The 15,598-nt window shown below is 66.3% G+C and carries 10 protein-coding genes; 3 read left to right on the forward strand and 7 right to left on the reverse strand.

Translation table 11 applies throughout. The annotated features are described in order from the left end of the window. The first annotated feature begins 109 nt into the window (after positions 1-109). From G3580_RS17400 to G3580_RS17410, 3 genes are read left to right on the forward strand one after another with little or no spacing between them, the layout of a single operon-like run. A complete protein-coding gene (locus G3580_RS17400; protein WP_173767637.1) occupies positions 110-2,899 on the forward strand; it encodes a type VI secretion system Vgr family protein in 2,790 nt (929 codons plus the stop codon). A gap of 9 nt (positions 2,900-2,908) precedes the next feature. Beyond that, the gene (locus G3580_RS17405) at positions 2,909-4,516 is read left to right on the forward strand and encodes a hypothetical protein (RefSeq protein WP_173767639.1); all 1,608 of its coding nucleotides are present in this window, start codon (positions 2,909-2,911) and stop codon (positions 4,514-4,516) included. A gap of 2 nt (positions 4,517-4,518) precedes the next feature. Then, a complete protein-coding gene (locus G3580_RS17410; RefSeq protein WP_173767641.1) occupies positions 4,519-5,490 on the forward strand; it encodes a hypothetical protein in 972 nt (323 codons plus the stop codon). A 48-nt stretch (positions 5,491-5,538) separates the two neighbouring features. On the opposite strand, the gene G3580_RS20145 is transcribed toward G3580_RS17410, so the two are convergent. From G3580_RS20145 to G3580_RS17445, 7 genes are all read right to left on the reverse strand, one after another. Next, positions 5,539-6,030 (reverse strand): putative zinc-binding protein, encoded by a 492-nt coding sequence (locus tag G3580_RS20145; RefSeq protein ID WP_173767643.1) that lies wholly within the window; start codon positions 6,028-6,030, stop codon positions 5,539-5,541. Continuing rightward, positions 6,027-6,695: a response regulator gene (locus tag G3580_RS17420; protein WP_173767645.1), complete on the reverse strand. Its 669-nt coding sequence runs from the start codon at positions 6,693-6,695 to the stop codon at positions 6,027-6,029. The genes G3580_RS20145 and G3580_RS17420 overlap by 4 nt, the downstream gene beginning before the upstream one ends. Further along, positions 6,692-8,656, reverse strand: coding sequence for a histidine kinase (locus G3580_RS17425; protein WP_173767647.1), 1,965 nt, complete (start codon positions 8,654-8,656; stop codon positions 6,692-6,694). The genes G3580_RS17420 and G3580_RS17425 overlap by 4 nt, the downstream gene beginning before the upstream one ends. Before the next feature lie 104 nt (positions 8,657-8,760). Beyond that, complete coding sequence (narI, locus tag G3580_RS17430) at positions 8,761-9,453, reverse strand: respiratory nitrate reductase subunit gamma (protein WP_173767649.1); 693 nt, start codon at positions 9,451-9,453, stop codon at positions 8,761-8,763. A gap of 13 nt (positions 9,454-9,466) precedes the next feature. Continuing rightward, positions 9,467-10,012, reverse strand: coding sequence for a nitrate reductase molybdenum cofactor assembly chaperone (narJ, locus tag G3580_RS17435; protein ID WP_173767651.1), 546 nt, complete (start codon positions 10,010-10,012; stop codon positions 9,467-9,469). Between the two features lie 80 nt (positions 10,013-10,092). Next, entirely contained in the window at positions 10,093-11,643 is a 1,551-nt protein-coding gene (gene narH / locus G3580_RS17440) for a nitrate reductase subunit beta (RefSeq protein ID WP_173767653.1), read from the reverse strand. Positions 11,644-11,799: 156 nt separating this feature from the next. Next, positions 11,800-15,552, reverse strand: a complete 3,753-nt coding sequence (locus tag G3580_RS17445; protein ID WP_173767655.1) for a nitrate reductase subunit alpha — start codon at positions 15,550-15,552, stop codon at positions 11,800-11,802. Between the last annotated feature and the right edge of the window lie 46 nt (positions 15,553-15,598).

The raw sequence follows: 15,598 nt of genomic DNA on the forward strand, positions 1-15,598 counted from the left end.
GCCCGCCCGCTCCGCGGACGCGAGGACGTCGCCGCACTGCGCTCTATGTTATTGGAATAGCAAGCCTAGGCGACTATAATCGTCCGTCATTTTTCAAGACGCGCGACCCATGCCCTCACTTCGCCACCTGTTCGACGCCCCCCTGTCGCAACACGCCCGTCTGGTGCGCATCGACACGGCCCTGCCCGACGCGGCGCTGGTGGTCGAGCGCTTCAGCGGCCGCGAGGCCATCAGCGAACTGTTCCGCTTCGAGGTCGACTGCCTGTCGGGCAACGCCCACTTCGAACTCAAGACGCTGCTGGGCGAGGAAGTCACCCTGCGCCTGCGGCAGGCCGACGGCACGCTGCGCCACTGGCACGGCCATGTGACCGAGGCCCTGAACCTGGGCGCCGACGGCGGTCTGGCCCGTTACCGGCTGATCATCGAACCCTGGCTCGCCTTCTGCGCCCAGCGCCGCGACTGCTTCCAGTTCCAGGATCTGGACGTGCTCGGCATCGCCGAGGCCCTCTTCGCCGACTACCCGATGGCCGACTGGCGCGCCGAGCTCACCCAGCCCCTGCGCCGCTACAGCCGCGTGACCCAGTACCGCGAAACCGATTTCGACTTCCTGCGCCGCCTGCTGGCCGAGGAGGGCCTGTCGTGGCGTTTCGAACACGACCAGAGCGCGGCGGCCGGGGACGAGGCAACGCACGCGCGGCACCGATGGGTGATCTTCGATCGCGAGGCCGACGCCCCCGCGTGCGCTCAGGCGACGATCCGCTTCCATCGCAACGACGCACCGGAGCGTGAGGACAGCATCCAAACGCTGCGCGACATCACCCAGGTGGTGCCCAACGCCGTCACCCGCAGCAGCTGGGACTACAAGAAACTCACCGCCACCGGCGCACAGGCGCTCAGCGCCCTGGACATGGGCGAGGTGCCGCCGCTGGAGATCTACGACGCGAGCAGCGCCTACCGCTTCGAGGACGCCGAGGCCGCGCGCCTGCGCACCGATCTCTTGCTCAGCGCCTTCGAGTCCGAACACCGGCGCCTGGCCGGCGAAGGCGCCGTGCGCCGGATGGCCGAAGGGACCACCTTCACGCTCCTCGAGCACGACCAGTACCGCGGCGACGAAGCGACCCTGCGCGTGCTGAGCGTCGAACACCATGCGGCCAACAACCTGGGCGCCGACGCGGCCGAATTGCTGAAGAACACCGACCTGGAACACGGCACCTACCGCAACCGCTTCGTGCTCCAGCACGCCAGCGCCCCGGTGGTGCCGCTGCCCATCGCCCCTCCGCGCGTCGGCCCGCAAAGCGCCCTGGTGGTCGGCCACCCCGAGGCGGCCCTCACCACCGACCGGGACCACCGGGTGAAGATCCAGTATCCGTGGCAGCGCGGCAGCGCACCCAACCGCGGCGGGCTCACCGACACCGGCAGCCAGGACACCGAGGGCAACGCCCCGGGCGATGCGGGCTCGGGCACCTGGGTGCGCGTCGCCGAATGGCTCGCCGGCCCCAACTGGGGCAGTCACTTCCTGCCGCGCATCGGCACCGAGGTGCTGGTCGACTTCATCGACGGCGACATCGACCGCCCCATCATCGTCGGCCAGCTCTACAACGGGGACGACCTGCCCCCGTTCAGCGCCGGCGTCGACTCGGGCGCCAACCACCCCGGCACCGTCAGCGGCTGGCACAGCCACAATCATGAGGCGGGGGTGAATCAGTGGCTCACCGACGACGCCCCCGGCCAACTGCGCACTCGACTGGCCACCAGCGAGACCGAAGCGCAATTGGGTTTGGGTCACCTCATCGACCAGCGCCTCGACGGCGCCCACCGCGGCCCCTGGCGCGGCACCGGCTTCGAGCTGCGCACCGACGGCTGGCTCGCCGTGCGCGCGGGCGAAGGCCTCCTCATCAGCGCCACCGCCCGCCAGAACGCCACCGGCACCCAGATGGACGTGGCCGAAGCCGTCGGCCAACTGCGCGCCGCCGAGCGCACCGCCCAGGCACTGTCCGAGGCCGCATCCGCGCAAGGTGCCCTGGCACTGAACGCCAACAAGCAACAGACCGAATTCATCGACAGCCTCGATCCGGCCAAAGACGGCACGTTCGACGGCAGCGTCGGCGGGCAGGAAGCCAAAAAGGCCCAACCCGGCAGCCGCACCCCGGGCGAGCCCACCGAACGCTTCGCCACGCCCACCCTCGTCACCGAGGGGCCCGACGACATCGGCCTGTCCACCCCCGCCAGCACCGTCCTGTTCGCCAGCCAGCATGTGCACGCCACCGTGCACGAAGACCTGCACATCGCAAGCGCAAAGACATACGCCACCACCGCCGGCGAAGCCGCCAGCCTGTTCACCCACTCGGGCGGCATCAAATCCATCGCCGCCGCCGGCAGCCACACGATCCAGGCCCACACCGACGAGATGGAAATTCTCGCCGACGAGTCGGTCACCGTCACCAGCTCGAACGACGAGATCCACATCCTCGCGAAAGACACCATCGTGCTCAAGGCGGGGCAGAGTTCGGTGACGCTCAAGGGCGGGGACATCACCTTCGCGTGTCCGGGGACGTTCTCGGTGAAGGGAGCGGGCAATGCGTTCGAGGGGCCGGGGCGGGTGCCCGCAAAGGTCGACGATCTGCCCACCGGCCGTATCGGACGAGAGCCCAACTGGCTCGATTTGGAGCTGCGCGGCTGGGAGGCGCAACCGATCAAGCACACCCGCTATCTCGTCACCTTTGCCGACGGCTCTTCGCGTCGCGGCACGCTCGACGCCAACGGCTACGCCCATCTGGAGGATGTGCCGGAGGGTGGCAAGCACACGGTCGAATACGAGAATCCCGATATCTCCCGCGACCCCGAACCCTATTCATTTGACGATCTGAAGGCCTCCATCAAGGCATTCATCGGCGCGTAAGGGCAGATCATGTCTTTTTCATTCGACGACATCGTCAAGGCTGTCAATCATTGGGCACGCGATACCACCGAGACCGTGCAGGACGCCAAACAAAAGGCCAACTGGGTGTGGGAGGCGCTGCAAGGCGACTTCAACCCCAACCGCAGCGTCGGCCAGGTCGGTGTGGATACCGTCGTGTGCCTGGTGCCCGGCGTGGATACCGTGATGGATGTGCGCGACCTGATCGCCAACATCATCGTCATCGCGCGCACGCCGGCTGCCGGTGGCGCGTGGTTTGCGCTGGTACTCACGCTCATCGGCTTCTTCCCCGAACTGGGCTCGGTCGCCAAGGGCGTGGTCAAGATCGTGATGGTCCGTCTGCGCCCGTACATCAAACACGCGGACGACCTGACCAACGCCAGCAAGATGATCAAGTATCTGGACAAGGCCTTCGACGACGCCCTGCCCGACATCGTCCAATACCTGCGCCATCCCAAGGTGCAACAGTTCCTCACCAAAGAAGGCGTTCCGGACGTCATCAAGTGGGTGAGCGAATCGATCAAGACCGTGGTCGGCAAGATCGACACCGCCGCGCTCAAGCGGCTTTTCAACGACGGCGCCGGCAAGCTCAAGGACATCCTGCGGTACATCCAACCGCTGCTGCCCGAGGCAGCCGGGGCGAAGATCAAGCAGGTGATCGACGGCATCGTCACCGTCCAGCGCGGCTTCGACAAGGCGGTCAATCAGTACATCGACCCCATCCGCGCCATCCTGCGCCGCCTCGCCCAGCGCCTCGACGAGATGCACTGGGTCGCCTACACGCAGGACGTCAATAAGGGCTGGATCGCACCGTTGTCTGAGCAGGGGGCCAGACGGCTGATCAAGAAACATCATCCGGATTGGGTGAAGACGAAGAAGCCGGTGTTGTTCAAGCAACTTCCAGCCGACAAGTTCGTTGAGACCGCGGAATATCGCAAAGGTCTTGCTGAAGGAGCCCCTCCGTTGGGCAATAAGGAAATCGAGAGTTTCGCGAAAGGCGTCAAGGCCCGCCCGTTGCACGAAGGCGAAACGCTCTACCGCGTCATCGACCCCACCAGCGGCAGCCTGAGCACCTGCTGGATCACCGAATCGGTGTGGAAGGAGATCAACGCCAATCCCGAATTGGCCCGGCAGATCTGGCGTAGCAAGCTGGCGGTCAAGCCCGAATGGAATCAGAACGGCACGTATGTGAAATACACCTACAATCGGGCACGCGATGGCGACATCATGGTGTGGGAAGGGCCAACCGCGATGCAGTGGCTCGGCCAAAAAAACCATGTAGAAGAAGGCTTTCTCGAAGGTGGCCTGAATCAGGTGGTCTTCCACCCGTTGACGCGGGACGGCAAACCGGATCAGTTGAGAGACGCCGTCACCGACCGCTTTGCCGAGGCTGTGGCGCCTGATCAACCTGGCATCCAATTCCCCGACATGGTTGAGGGCGGTGCCATCAAGACTGCCAACGGAGAATCTCAACGCCATGGTGTGCGCGTCAAAATCAACGATCCGCGCATCAAAGGCCCATTCGAGACCGGTTGGGGATTCAAGGATTTCGACGACCAACATGATCTGATCGGCCTGCCCAATCCGATGAAGGAATGAAGATGCAACGCAACCTGAGCCGCGAGGCGCACCTCTGGCACACAGTTACTTTGCCCGAATACATGGATCGGGCACACGATCACCTGCAGAAAGCCTTTGACTATCTGGTCTTGGATGTCAGGAGCGGGAGTGAGCCGCTGGCTGGGGAATATCCGCCAGTGCCTTATTGGGGCGGACGCATGGAGTATCTTTTGCAAACGTACAGCAACGCTCGTGCCGCACTCAGCCAAGGGGACTTCGATCCAATGGGAACCTGGGACAGCAGCCTGTCCGACATTCCGCGGGGCTTCCAGGAGGGTATAACCCATTGGATGGACCACGTGAACGAGTTCTGGGGCGAGTTGAATGCCGCGTACAGCATCGCCTCAAGATTTTCACGTGCGCTGTCAATGAGCAACATGTACTCCAGCGATGACTACAAGGACCGCTCCGCAGACTGGCACTACGAAATTCCAGAAGACATGGGCTACCCCGGAGACGACATCGCCGTCTATTCGGAAGAACACATCTTCCCCCAACTCCCCGCCGAAATCCCCGAATACGCCGCCGACACCTCGGTGACCTGTAAAACCGGCGACATCGTCCCCTGGACCGGCGTGTGGGTACCCACCACCGGCATGGGTACCGCCGCGCTAGTCTTCGCCCGCAAGCACTTGCAGATCATGCAGGCTTCCTACGAGGTCACGAAGAACGGCGACGACGAAACCTTCACCGTCGTCGACACCTGCTTTCACCCGGTCAAGCCCACCGGCCGCATGATCCCGCATCCGGCGATGGCTGGCTCTCCGGCAACAGCGACGCGCCCCAACGTCCCCGCCGGCCAACCCTGCCCCGAAGCCGGCTGGTGGTTCACGCCGGCAAAACCAGATAGCCGCCGCCACTTCAAACAAGGCGAAATCATGCCCAGCACCGGCGGCGACTACGGCCAGACCTTCTGGCAGTGGTCGCCGGACCAGTCCGCGCCGACGTTGTAGAGCGGTTTTCGCCCCGCCAACCGTCGCCAGGGGCAGAAGAAGCTGGTGCTATCGACACCACGACCTTGAGTTGGGAACGAGGCTTCGCCTCCCGGCAACGGTGGCGCCGGCTGCACGGCCAGGCAGAATCCCAAGCCGAGTGGCTGAGCTACTCCGCCGACTCCGGCCGCAGGTACACCCCCAACGCCTCGAGCACGCGCGGGTAGAGAGCTGTTCGGCCTGATCGGGGTCGAAATCGGTGCGTTTGCGCTTGCGCACGCCGTAGTGGTCGAGGCGCAGGTGTGCGGCGGGGGTGAGGCCGCGGCGGGTGAGGGTGGCGTGGACGCAGGCCAGGGCGCAGCCGTCGAGGGCGAGCAGGGGGCGGCCGGAGCGGGCGAGGCGCATGAGCGCTTCGACACCGCCGCCGACGCCGGCGATGCACGACATGTCGGCGCGCCGTTCGCGGTCCAGGCGCAGGGCCATGTGGTTGGCCAGCTGGGCGGCGCTGGAGCAGCCGGAGCAGGAATAGACGATGGCCCGTCGGTGTGCCGGAGTGGTCACGAGGCGGCCATGCCGTGCTCGACGGCGAACACGGCGGCCTGCACGCGGCTGTTCAGTTCGAGCTTGCGCAGGACGCTCTGGACGTGGATCTTGACGGTGCTCTCGGCCACGTCGAGCTCGCGGGCGATCTGCTTGTTGCTGTGGCCGCGGGCGATGCAGGCGAGGATGTCGCGCTCGCGCGGGGTGAGCTTGTCGAGCGCGCCGCCGTCGGCCGCGGGTGCCGGTGCGGGCGACGCGGCCGCGGGGCGGGTGGCGAGCAGCTTGCTCATCATCAACGGGGAGACCACCGGTTCGCCGCGCGAGGCCATGCGGATGGCGTCGGTGAGGCTTTCGGCCTCGATGTTCTTGAGCAGGTAGCCGGTGGCGCCGGCGCGCAGGGCGGTGAGCAGGTCGTCGGAGTCTTCCGAGACGGTGAGCATCAGCACATGGCTGCCGGGGGCGTCTTCGAGGATCAGCGCGAGGGCGTCGTGGCCGCCGACGCCGGGCATGTGCAGGTCGAGCAGCACCACGTCGGGCTGCAGTTGCTTGGCGCGCTTGGCGCCTTCGAGCCCGTCGGCGGCTTCGCCGATCACCTCGAACTCGTCGTTGCGTTTGAGCAGGGCCTTGATGCCGCTGCGGAACAGGCCGTGGTCGTCTACCAGCAGAACCCGGATGGTGTCTGTCATGCTGCCGATTTCTCCTCGTCGTCATGCCCGGTCACGGTCAGCGCGACCTCCGTGCCCTGCCCTTTCTTCGAACGCACGGCGAGTTCGCCGCCGATGCGTGCGGCGCGCTCGCCCATGATGTGCAGGCCGATGTGCTCGGCGCCGTCGATGGCGTGGCGCGGGCCGGTGTCGAAGCCGACGCCGTCGTCGCGGATCGACAGGCGCAGCCCGTCGGTGTCGCGCCACAGATCCACCTGCACGTAACCGGCCTGGGCGTGCTTGCGCACGTTGGACAGCGCCTCCTGGGCGATGTAGAGCACCTGGGTGCCGATCTCCACCGGCAGCGGCGGCGCCTCGCCATGGGCGGTGAAGTTGCCGGACACGCCGCTTTGCGCGGAGAAGCGCTCCACCGCCTGGCGCAGCGCGGCGGCCAGATCCTGCTCGGGCAGGCGGGCGCGGAAGTGGCCGAGCAGCTCGCGCACGTCGTCGTAGCTTTCCTGGATGCCGCGCCGGATCATGTCGAGCACTTCGTCGGTCTCGGCCGTGTCCTTGTGTTCGAGGGCGTCTTCGAGCATCTGCACCTGCAGGTTGAGGAAGGCCAGGCCCTGGGCGATGGAGTCGTGCAGCTCGCGGGCGATGAGGTTGCGTTCCTCGGAGACCGCCATTTCCTTCTCGCGCGAGAGCAGGCGCACGTTCTCGATGGCCATGCCCAGGTGCTGGCCGAGGCTCTGCAGCACCAGGCGGTCGTCCTCGGAGATGTCGACGCTGCGCCGGAAGTAGAGGTTGAAGATGCCCAGGGCGCGCTTGTTGTGATTGACCGGGATGGCGCTTACGGTGGCGAAGCCGGCGCGCTGGCAGGTTTCGCGGGTGCGCGCGGTCTGGGCGCCGTCGGTGTCGCTGATCACGGGCACGTCGCCGAGCATGGCGGTGCCGCACAGGCAGTCGCCGCAGGCGAGGATGGCTTCGGTCTCGACGAAGTCGGCGTCCAGGCCCTGCTGGGTGGTGATGTAGAGCTTGTCGGAGTCGGCGTCGAACAGGCGCACCGAGGCGGCGTCGGCCTCGAAGGTCCGGCACACGTGGTCGAGGAAGCCGCGCGAGAGCTCCTCGATGCCCACCGGCTCGCGCAGCAGGCGGCTGATCTCGTAGAGGATGGACAGCTCGCGGTTCTTGTCGGCCAGGGAGCGGGTCTTGTCGGCGACCCGCTGTTCGAGCGTGGCGTAAAGCCCCTGCAGGTGGTCGGCCATGCGGTTGAAGCCGCGCGACAGGTCGCCGAACTCGTCGTTGGTGAGCACCGCCACGCGCACCGCGAAGTCCTCGCCCTGCATGCGCTGCATGCCCCGCTGCAGGGCGTCGACGGGCCGGATCACGGCGACGAAGAAGAAGCGCATGAGCACCACCGTGCCGATCACCGCGAGCGCCAGCAGCGCCACCTGGTAGCTGCGCAGCACGGTGGTGTGCTCGGTGAACACCTCCTCCATCTTCTTGACCATGGCGTCGATGGTGGTGACGTAGTCGCGGGTGGCCGTCTCGAGGGCGAGGGTGGACTCGCGGAACACGTTGGGGTCGTTCGCCTCCATCACCTGCTCGACCAGCGGGCGCATCTTGCGCTGCCAGGTCTGGCTGACCCGCGCCATGTCGGCCGGAATGCCCCGGTCACGGGGGATGAACAGGGGGCGCACCGGGTCGCCGTGTTCGAGCCCGGACTGCACCCGCTCCACGTCGGCGAGGTCGCGCTCGAGCACGCCGAGGCGGGCGTCGCGCCCGATGCCGTCGAGGGGCAGCACGGCGGCGTCGTGGGCGATCTTCCAGGAGCGCATGCGCAGGCTGCCGGCGTCGTTGATCGCCGCGGCCACGCCTTCGAGCTTCCACGAGGAATACAGGGTGAGGCCGATGGCCGCGAGCGCGAGCAGCAGGAAGGCCACCAGGACCCCGAGGATCTTGGTGGCCAGATTCTGCCCGAGCAAGCGGTTCACGAGGCTCATTGCCATGCCGGTTGTGAGGTGTGGTAGCGCGAAGTGTACGCCTCTTTGAAACTCGGCTGGCGCGCGGCCGACCGGTGCCGCCGCGCGCCGCCGTCAGTGGCCGCTCAGGCCATGCGCCGCTTGGTGCGCACCAGCTGGTAGGCGCGGCCCAGATAGCCGACCGGCACCGTGAGCACATGCACCAGGCGGGTGAAGGGGAAGAGCAGGAACACCGTCAGGCCGAACACCATGTGGGCGCGGAAGATCGGGCTCACCGGGTCGAGCAGCGCCGGGTCGGGCTGCAGCGTGAGGATGCTCTTGACCCAGTTGGACAGCGCCAGCATCACTTCCGGATCGCCGTGGCTGGCATGGCCGATGGACACCGGGATGGTGAGCAGGCCGAGGCTGAGCGTGAGCAGCAGCCAGGCGAGGATGAAGATGTCCATGAAGCGGCTGGTGGCGCGGATGCGCGGGTTGGTCATGCGCCGCGCCCACAGCAGCACGCCGCCGAGCAGGCACATGAGGCCGAACACGGTGCCGGCGCCGATGGCGATCCACTGGTGCTGCATGTCGGAGATGCCCAGGCCCAGCCACAGCCCGTGCGGCAGCACGAGGCCGGCGAAGTGGCCGAGGAAGATCATCAGGATGCCGACGTGGAAGCAGTTGCTCGCCAGCACCATGTTGCGTTTGGAGAGCAGCTGCGAGGAGTCGGTCTTCCAGGTGTACTGGGCGTGGTCGAAACGCACCCAGCTGCCGATGAAGAACACGGTCAGGGCGATGTAGGGATAGACCCCGAAGAGGATGGTCTTGATGTTCATGGCGTGGCGTCCTTCAGGCGGTCAGGCGGGTGAGGGAGGCGTGTTTCTCCACCAGGCGCACCAGCGGCGCGTAGGTGTTCGAGGTCTTCTCCAGATTGTCGGCGAGCACCTTGAGCACCTTGCCGACCTCGGCGAGGAACACGTGCGCTTCTTCGCGCGACAGCTCGGAGGCGAACTCGAGCATCACCGGCAGGTAGTCGGGCAGTTCGCGCTCGTCGGCCTCCAGGCCGTGGCTCTTGTAGAACTCGCCCAGGTCGATCAGCGCGGGCCCGCGCGACTTCTCCTCGCCGAAGATGTGGTGGGTCAGGTGCAGGCTGTGCTCGGCGGTGAGGTCGAAGTCGCGCACGTAGGCGCCCTGCAGTTCGAGCACATCGCGCGCCAGCTGGGCGGTGATGAAGCTGGCCAGCTGCAGGCGCTCGTCGGCGTCGAGCATGCCATCCGGGTCGCATGCGGCCACCAGGCTGACGACGCCGGTCTCGCGCACCGCGGCGTGCAGCTCGGCGAGCAGCTCGTCGCTCGGGTAGTCGAGCAGCAGCCCGATCAGTTTCAGGAATTTCATGTCGGTTACCTCGAAGATTGGGGTTGCGCCGCCGGGGCCCGAAGGCCCGCGGGCGGCGAAGTCGGTTCCGTGTCGTCCGTTCAGCGGTCCTCGTCGGCCAGCGGCGCCGGCTCGCGCGGCTCGATCGAGTCGATGCGGCGCTCGGGGAACAGGGAGAAGCTGCCGAAGCCTTCCGAGGCGTCGCCGCCGAAGGAGAAGCCGTTCTGGCCCTGGAAGCCGTGGTAGTCGTCCAGGCGCGTCTCCGCGTTGGAGCTCGGGATCACGAAGCGGTCCTCGTAGTTGGCGATGGCCAGGTAGCGGTACATCTCGCGGGCCATGTCCTCAGTCATGCCGCAGGCTTCGAGCGCGGTGGTGTCGGCCACCCCGTCCACGTTGATCGAGCGCATGTAGGAGCGCATCGCGATCAGGCGCGAGAGCGAGGAGACGATGTACTCGGTCTTGCCCGCGGTGAGCAGGTTGGCCAGGTACTGCACCGGCAGGCGCATGGCCTCAGGCTTCGGAATGACGCCGTCCGGGCCGGTGGGCAGCTTGCGCTGGTCGATCTGCGACTGCACCGGCGACAGGGGCGGCACGTACCAGATCATCGGCAGGGTGCGGAACTCCGGATGCAGCGGGAAGGCGATCTTCCAGTCGACGGCCATCTTGTAGATGGGCGATTTCTGCGCCGCCTCGATCCACGACTGGGGCACGCCGTCGGCCAGCGCCTGGGCGATGATCTGCGGATCGTTGGGGTCCACGAACAGGTCCAGGTGCGCCTCGTACAGATCCTGCACGTCGTCGGTGGCGGCGGCGTCGGCGAGCTTGTCGGCGTCATAGAGGATGATGCCGTTGTAGCGGATGCGGCCGACGCAGGATTCGGAGCACACGGTCGGCAGACCGGACTCGACGCGCGGGTAGCAGCCGATGCACTTCTCCGCCTTGCCCGATTCCCAGTTGTAGAACACCTTCTTGTACGGGCAGCCGGAGATGCACATGCGCCAGCCGCGGCAGCGGTCCTGGTCGGCGAGCACGATGCCGTCTTCCTCGCGCTTGTACATGGCGCCCGACGGGCACGAGGCGACACAGGCCGGGTTGATGCAGTGGTTGCAGATACGCGGCAGGTACATGTGGAAGGTGTTCTCGAACTGCTTGAACATCTCCTTCTCCATGTTGGAGAAGTTCTTGTCCTGCGCGCGGGCGGCGAATTCGCCGGCCAGGTCGTCTTCCCAGTTCGGGCCCCACTGGATCTTGTCCATCTTGCGCCCGGTCACCTGCGAGACCGGGCGCGCGGTGGGCGCCGCCTCGGAGAGCTTCGCGTTCTGCAGGTGCGCGTAGTCGTAGGTGTAGGGCTCGTAGTAGTCGTCGATCTCGGGCAGGTTGGGGTTGGCGAAGATCTGCACCATCTTCTTGATCTTGCCGCCGGCCTTGAGCTCGAGCTTGCCGTTGATCTTCTCCCAGCCGCCCTTCCACTTCTCCTGGTCTTCCCAGTTCTTGGGGTAGCCGATGCCGGGCTTGGATTCGACGTTGTTGAACCAGGCGTATTCGATGCCCTTCCGGTTCGACCACACGTTCTTGCAGGTCACCGAGCAGGTGTGGCAACCGATGCACTTGTCGAGGTTGAACACCATCGCGAACTGTGCGCGGATTTTCATAACAATCTCCGTTAGCTGTTAGCTCCTCCCCCCTTCAAGGGGGAGGCTGGGAGGGGGATGGGTTTCCGTCGATTCCGGCAATCCGTCTTGCCGGAGGTGCGGCTTCAACCCATCCCCACCCCGACCCTCCCCTTGAAGGGGAGGGGGCCATATTCCTTACTTCGCCCCGACACCCACCGGGTTGCGCTGTGCTTCGCGCTCCGGGGTCAGCGGGCGCTCCAGCCAGTCGATGTCCTGGTCGGCCACCTTGTGCAGCACCACCACCTCGTCACGCTGGCAGCCCACCGTGCCGTAGTAGTTGAAGCTGTACGACAGCTGGGCATAGCCGCCGACCATGTTGGTGGGCTTGACGATGACCCGGGTGACCGAGTTGAGGATGCCGCCGCGCTTGCCGGTGGAGGCCGAGCCGGGCACGTTCACGTTCTTCTCCTGGGCGTGGTACATGAGCGCCATGCCGCGCGGCACGCGCTGCGAGACCACCGCCCGCGCCATGGTGGCGCCGTTGGCATTGACCGCTTCGACCCAGTCGTTGTCGTTGATGCCCACCGATTGGGCGTCGTCCTCGGAGATCCACACGTACGGGCCGCCGCGGAACAGCTGCAGCATGCGCAGGTTGTCCTGGTAGCTGGAGTGGATGCCCCACTTGGAGTGCGGCGTGATCCACGACAGGGTCAGGTGCGGCTTGTTGCGGACCGCGTCTGGGATGATGTTCTGGGCCTTGAGATCCACCGGCGGGCGGTAGGCGCAGAAGCCTTCGCCGAAGTCGAGGAACCACTCGTGATCCTGGTAAAACTGCGCCCGCCCGGTGAGGGTGCGGAACGGGATGTGCTCGTGGATGTTGGTGTAGCCGGCGGTGTAGCTCACCTCCTCGGACTCGATGCCGGACCAGGTGGGCGCGGTGATGATCTTGCGCGGCTGGGCCTGGATGTCGCGGAAGGTGATCTTGTCCTCGTGACGACCGGCGTACAGGTGGTGGTGGTCGATGCCGGTCTTCTTCGACAGCGAACTCCACGACTTATGGGCCACCTCGCCGTTGGTCTCCGGCGCCATGCGCATGATCGCGTCACAGACGTAGATGTCTTCCTCGAGCGACGGCATGCCGAAGGACACACCCGGCTCGGTCACCGTGTAGTTGCACTTCTTGAGCTCTTCGTACTCGCGCTCGGTGTTCCAGTCGATGCCCTTCACGTTGTTGCCGATCTGGGTCATCAGCGGGCCGAGGGCGATGTACTTCCGGTACGTGTCGCCGAAGTCGCGCTCGACCAGCTTGAGCAGCGGCATGGTCTTGCCCGGCACCGGCTCGCACTCGCCCTTCTTCCAATCCTTGACCTCGCCGAACGGCTGCGCCAGTTCGAAGGCGGAGTCGTGCTGCATGGGCAGGGCGACCACGTCGGTGCGGCTGCCCAGGTGCTGGTCGGCCAGGGTGGAGAAGGCCTTGGCGATGCGGCGGAAGATCTGCCAGTCGCTCTTGGACTCCCACCCCGGGGTGATGGCCTCCGACAGCGGGTGGATGAACGGGTGCATGTCGGTGGTGTTGAGGTCGTTCTTCTCGTACCAGGTGGCCGTCGGCAGGATGATGTCCGAGTAGGCGCCGGTGGAGTTGAGGCGGAAGTTGATGTCCACCATCAGGTCCAGCTTGCCCACCGGGCCTTCCTCGCGCCATTTGACCTCGCTGGTGCCCTTGCCGTCGCCGCCTTCCTGGAGCACGCCGTTCTGCGCGCCCAGCAGGTGCTTGAGGAAGTACTCGTGGCCCTTGGCCGACGAACCGATGAGGTTGGCGCGCCACACGAACAGGTTGCGCGGCCAGTTCTCTTCCGCGTCCGGATCGGCGAAGGCCACATCCATCTTGCCGCCCTTGAGCTGCTCGATCATGTAATCGGCCACGCCTTTCTCGTCGGTGGCGCCGGCGGCCTTGGCCTCGGCGACCACGTCGAGCGGGTTGCGGTTGAAGTGCGGCGCCGAGGGCAGCCAGCCCAGGCGGGTGGCGACCACGTTGTAGTCGGCGAGGCGATAGCCCTTGTACTTGCCCTTGGCGGCCGGCTGCAGCAGCTGGTCGGCGTCGATGGTCTCGTAGCGCCACTGGTCGGTATGGAAGTACCAGTACGAGGTGGAGTTCATGTGGCGCGGCGGGCGCTGCCAGTCGAGCGCGAAGGCGATCGGCGCCCAGCCGGCCTGCGGGCGCAGCTTCTCCTGCCCCACGTAGTGCGCCCAGCCACCGCCGCTCTGGCCGACGCAGCCGCACAGGTGCAGCAGGTTCATGATGGCCCGGTACGACATGTCGTTGTGGTACCAGTGGTTGATGGCCGCGCCCATGATGACCATGGACTTGCCCTTCGTGCGCATGGCGTTGTCGGCGAACTCGCGGCCGGTGCGCTCGATGTCCTCGGCCTTGACGCCGGTGACGCGCTCGGCCCACGCCGGGGTGTAGGCCACGTTGGCGTCACCGTAGCCGCCGGCCACGTGCTCGCCGCCGAGGCCGCGATCGACCCCGTACTGCGACACCTGCAGGTCGAACACCGAAGCGACCAGCGCCTCGGTGCCGTCGGCCAGGGTGATGCGCCGGGCCGGCACGTTGCGGTAGAGCAGGCGGTCTTCCCCGTCCGTGAAGTGGGGGAAGCCCACCGACACCACCTCGTCGCGGCGCTCGAGACACGAGAGCTCGGCGACGATCTCCTGCTGGTTCGCTGCATTCTTGGGCAGCAGATTCCAGCGTCCCTCCTCACCCCAGCGGAAGCCGATCGAGCCGTTCGGGGCCACGAAGCCGCCGCTCGTCTCGTCGAAGACGATGGTCTTCCAGTCGGGGTTGTTCGTTTCGCCCAGGTGGTCGGCGAAGTCCGACGCACGCAGGTTGCGGTCGGGCACGTAGCCGCCCTCGAAGGGGCGCAGCAGCACCTGCATGGGCAGGTCGGTGTACTTGCGCGCGTACTCCTGGAAGTACGGCACCTGGCGGTCGATGTAGAACTCCTTGAGCGCCACGTGCGCCATGGCCAGGAAGGCGGCCGCGTCGGTGCCCTGGCGGATCGGCATCCACAGATCGGCGAACTTGCAGAACTCGGCGTAGTCCGGCGACATGGACACCACCTTGGCGCCCTTGTAGCGCACCTCGGTGGCGAAGTGGGCGTCCGGGGTGCGGGTCATCGGCAGGTTGGCGCCGGTGATGATCACGTAGGTGGAGTTGTACCAGTCGGCCGCCTCGGGCACGTCGGTCTGCTCGCCCCAGGTCTGCGGGCTGGCGGCCGGCAGATCGCAATACCAGTCGTAGAACGAGCCGCAGGCGGCACCGATGAGCGACAGGTAGCGCGCCCCGGCGGCGTAGGAAATCATCGACATGGCCGGAATCGGCGAGAAGCCGTAGATGCGGTCCGGGCCCCACTTCTTGATCGTGTAGACGTTGGAGGCGGCGATGATCTCGGTCACTTCGTCCCAGCTGGTGCGCACGAAGCCGCCCAGGCCGCGCACGCCGATGTAGGACTGGCGCTTGGCCTCGTCCGCCTGGATGGCTGCCCAGGCCTCGACCGGATCCTTGCCGCTCTTGCGCTCGGCGCGATACACCTCCAGCAGGCGACCGCGGATCATCGGATGCTTGATGCGGTGCGGGCTGTACAGGTACCAGGAGAACGAGGCGCCCCGCTGGCAACCACGCGGCTCGTGGTTGGGCAGGTCCTCGCGGGTGCGCGGGTAGTCGGTCTGCTGCATCTCGAAGGAGACCAGGCCGTTCTTGACGAAGATCTTCCACGAGCAGCCGCCGGTGCAGTTGACGCCGTGCGTCGAGCGCACCACCTTGTCGTGGCGCCAGCGGTTGCGGTAGGCGTCTTCCCAGTTGCGGTCCTCGTCGGTGACCACGCCGTGTCCGGCGGCGAACGGTTCCACCTTCTTGAAGAACTTCAGGCGATCGAGAAAGTGACTCATTGATGACTCCTTTGGGGCGGGGGCCGCTCGGCCCCCGAATATGTCG

Source organism: Nitrogeniibacter mangrovi, assembly GCF_010983895.1.
GTDB classification, from domain to species: domain Bacteria; phylum Pseudomonadota; class Gammaproteobacteria; order Burkholderiales; family Rhodocyclaceae; genus Nitrogeniibacter; species Nitrogeniibacter mangrovi.

Excerpts from the sequence above, each read along its gene's own strand:
- G3580_RS17400 (WP_173767637.1), top strand. The coding sequence starts at position 110 with ATGCCCTCACTTCGCCACCTGTTCGACGCCCCCCTGTCGCAACACGCC.
- G3580_RS17405 (WP_173767639.1), top strand. The coding sequence starts at position 2,909 with ATGTCTTTTTCATTCGACGACATCGTCAAGGCTGTCAATCATTGGGCA.
- G3580_RS17410 (WP_173767641.1), top strand. The coding sequence starts at position 4,519 with ATGCAACGCAACCTGAGCCGCGAGGCGCACCTCTGGCACACAGTTACT.
- G3580_RS17420 (WP_173767645.1), bottom strand. The coding sequence starts at position 6,695 with ATGACAGACACCATCCGGGTTCTGCTGGTAGACGACCACGGCCTGTTC.
- G3580_RS17425 (WP_173767647.1), bottom strand. The coding sequence starts at position 8,656 with ATGAGCCTCGTGAACCGCTTGCTCGGGCAGAATCTGGCCACCAAGATC.
- narI (WP_173767649.1), bottom strand. The coding sequence starts at position 9,453 with ATGAACATCAAGACCATCCTCTTCGGGGTCTATCCCTACATCGCCCTG.
- narJ (WP_173767651.1), bottom strand. The coding sequence starts at position 10,012 with ATGAAATTCCTGAAACTGATCGGGCTGCTGCTCGACTACCCGAGCGAC.
- narH (WP_173767653.1), bottom strand. The coding sequence starts at position 11,643 with ATGAAAATCCGCGCACAGTTCGCGATGGTGTTCAACCTCGACAAGTGC.
- G3580_RS17445 (WP_173767655.1), bottom strand. The coding sequence starts at position 15,552 with ATGAGTCACTTTCTCGATCGCCTGAAGTTCTTCAAGAAGGTGGAACCG.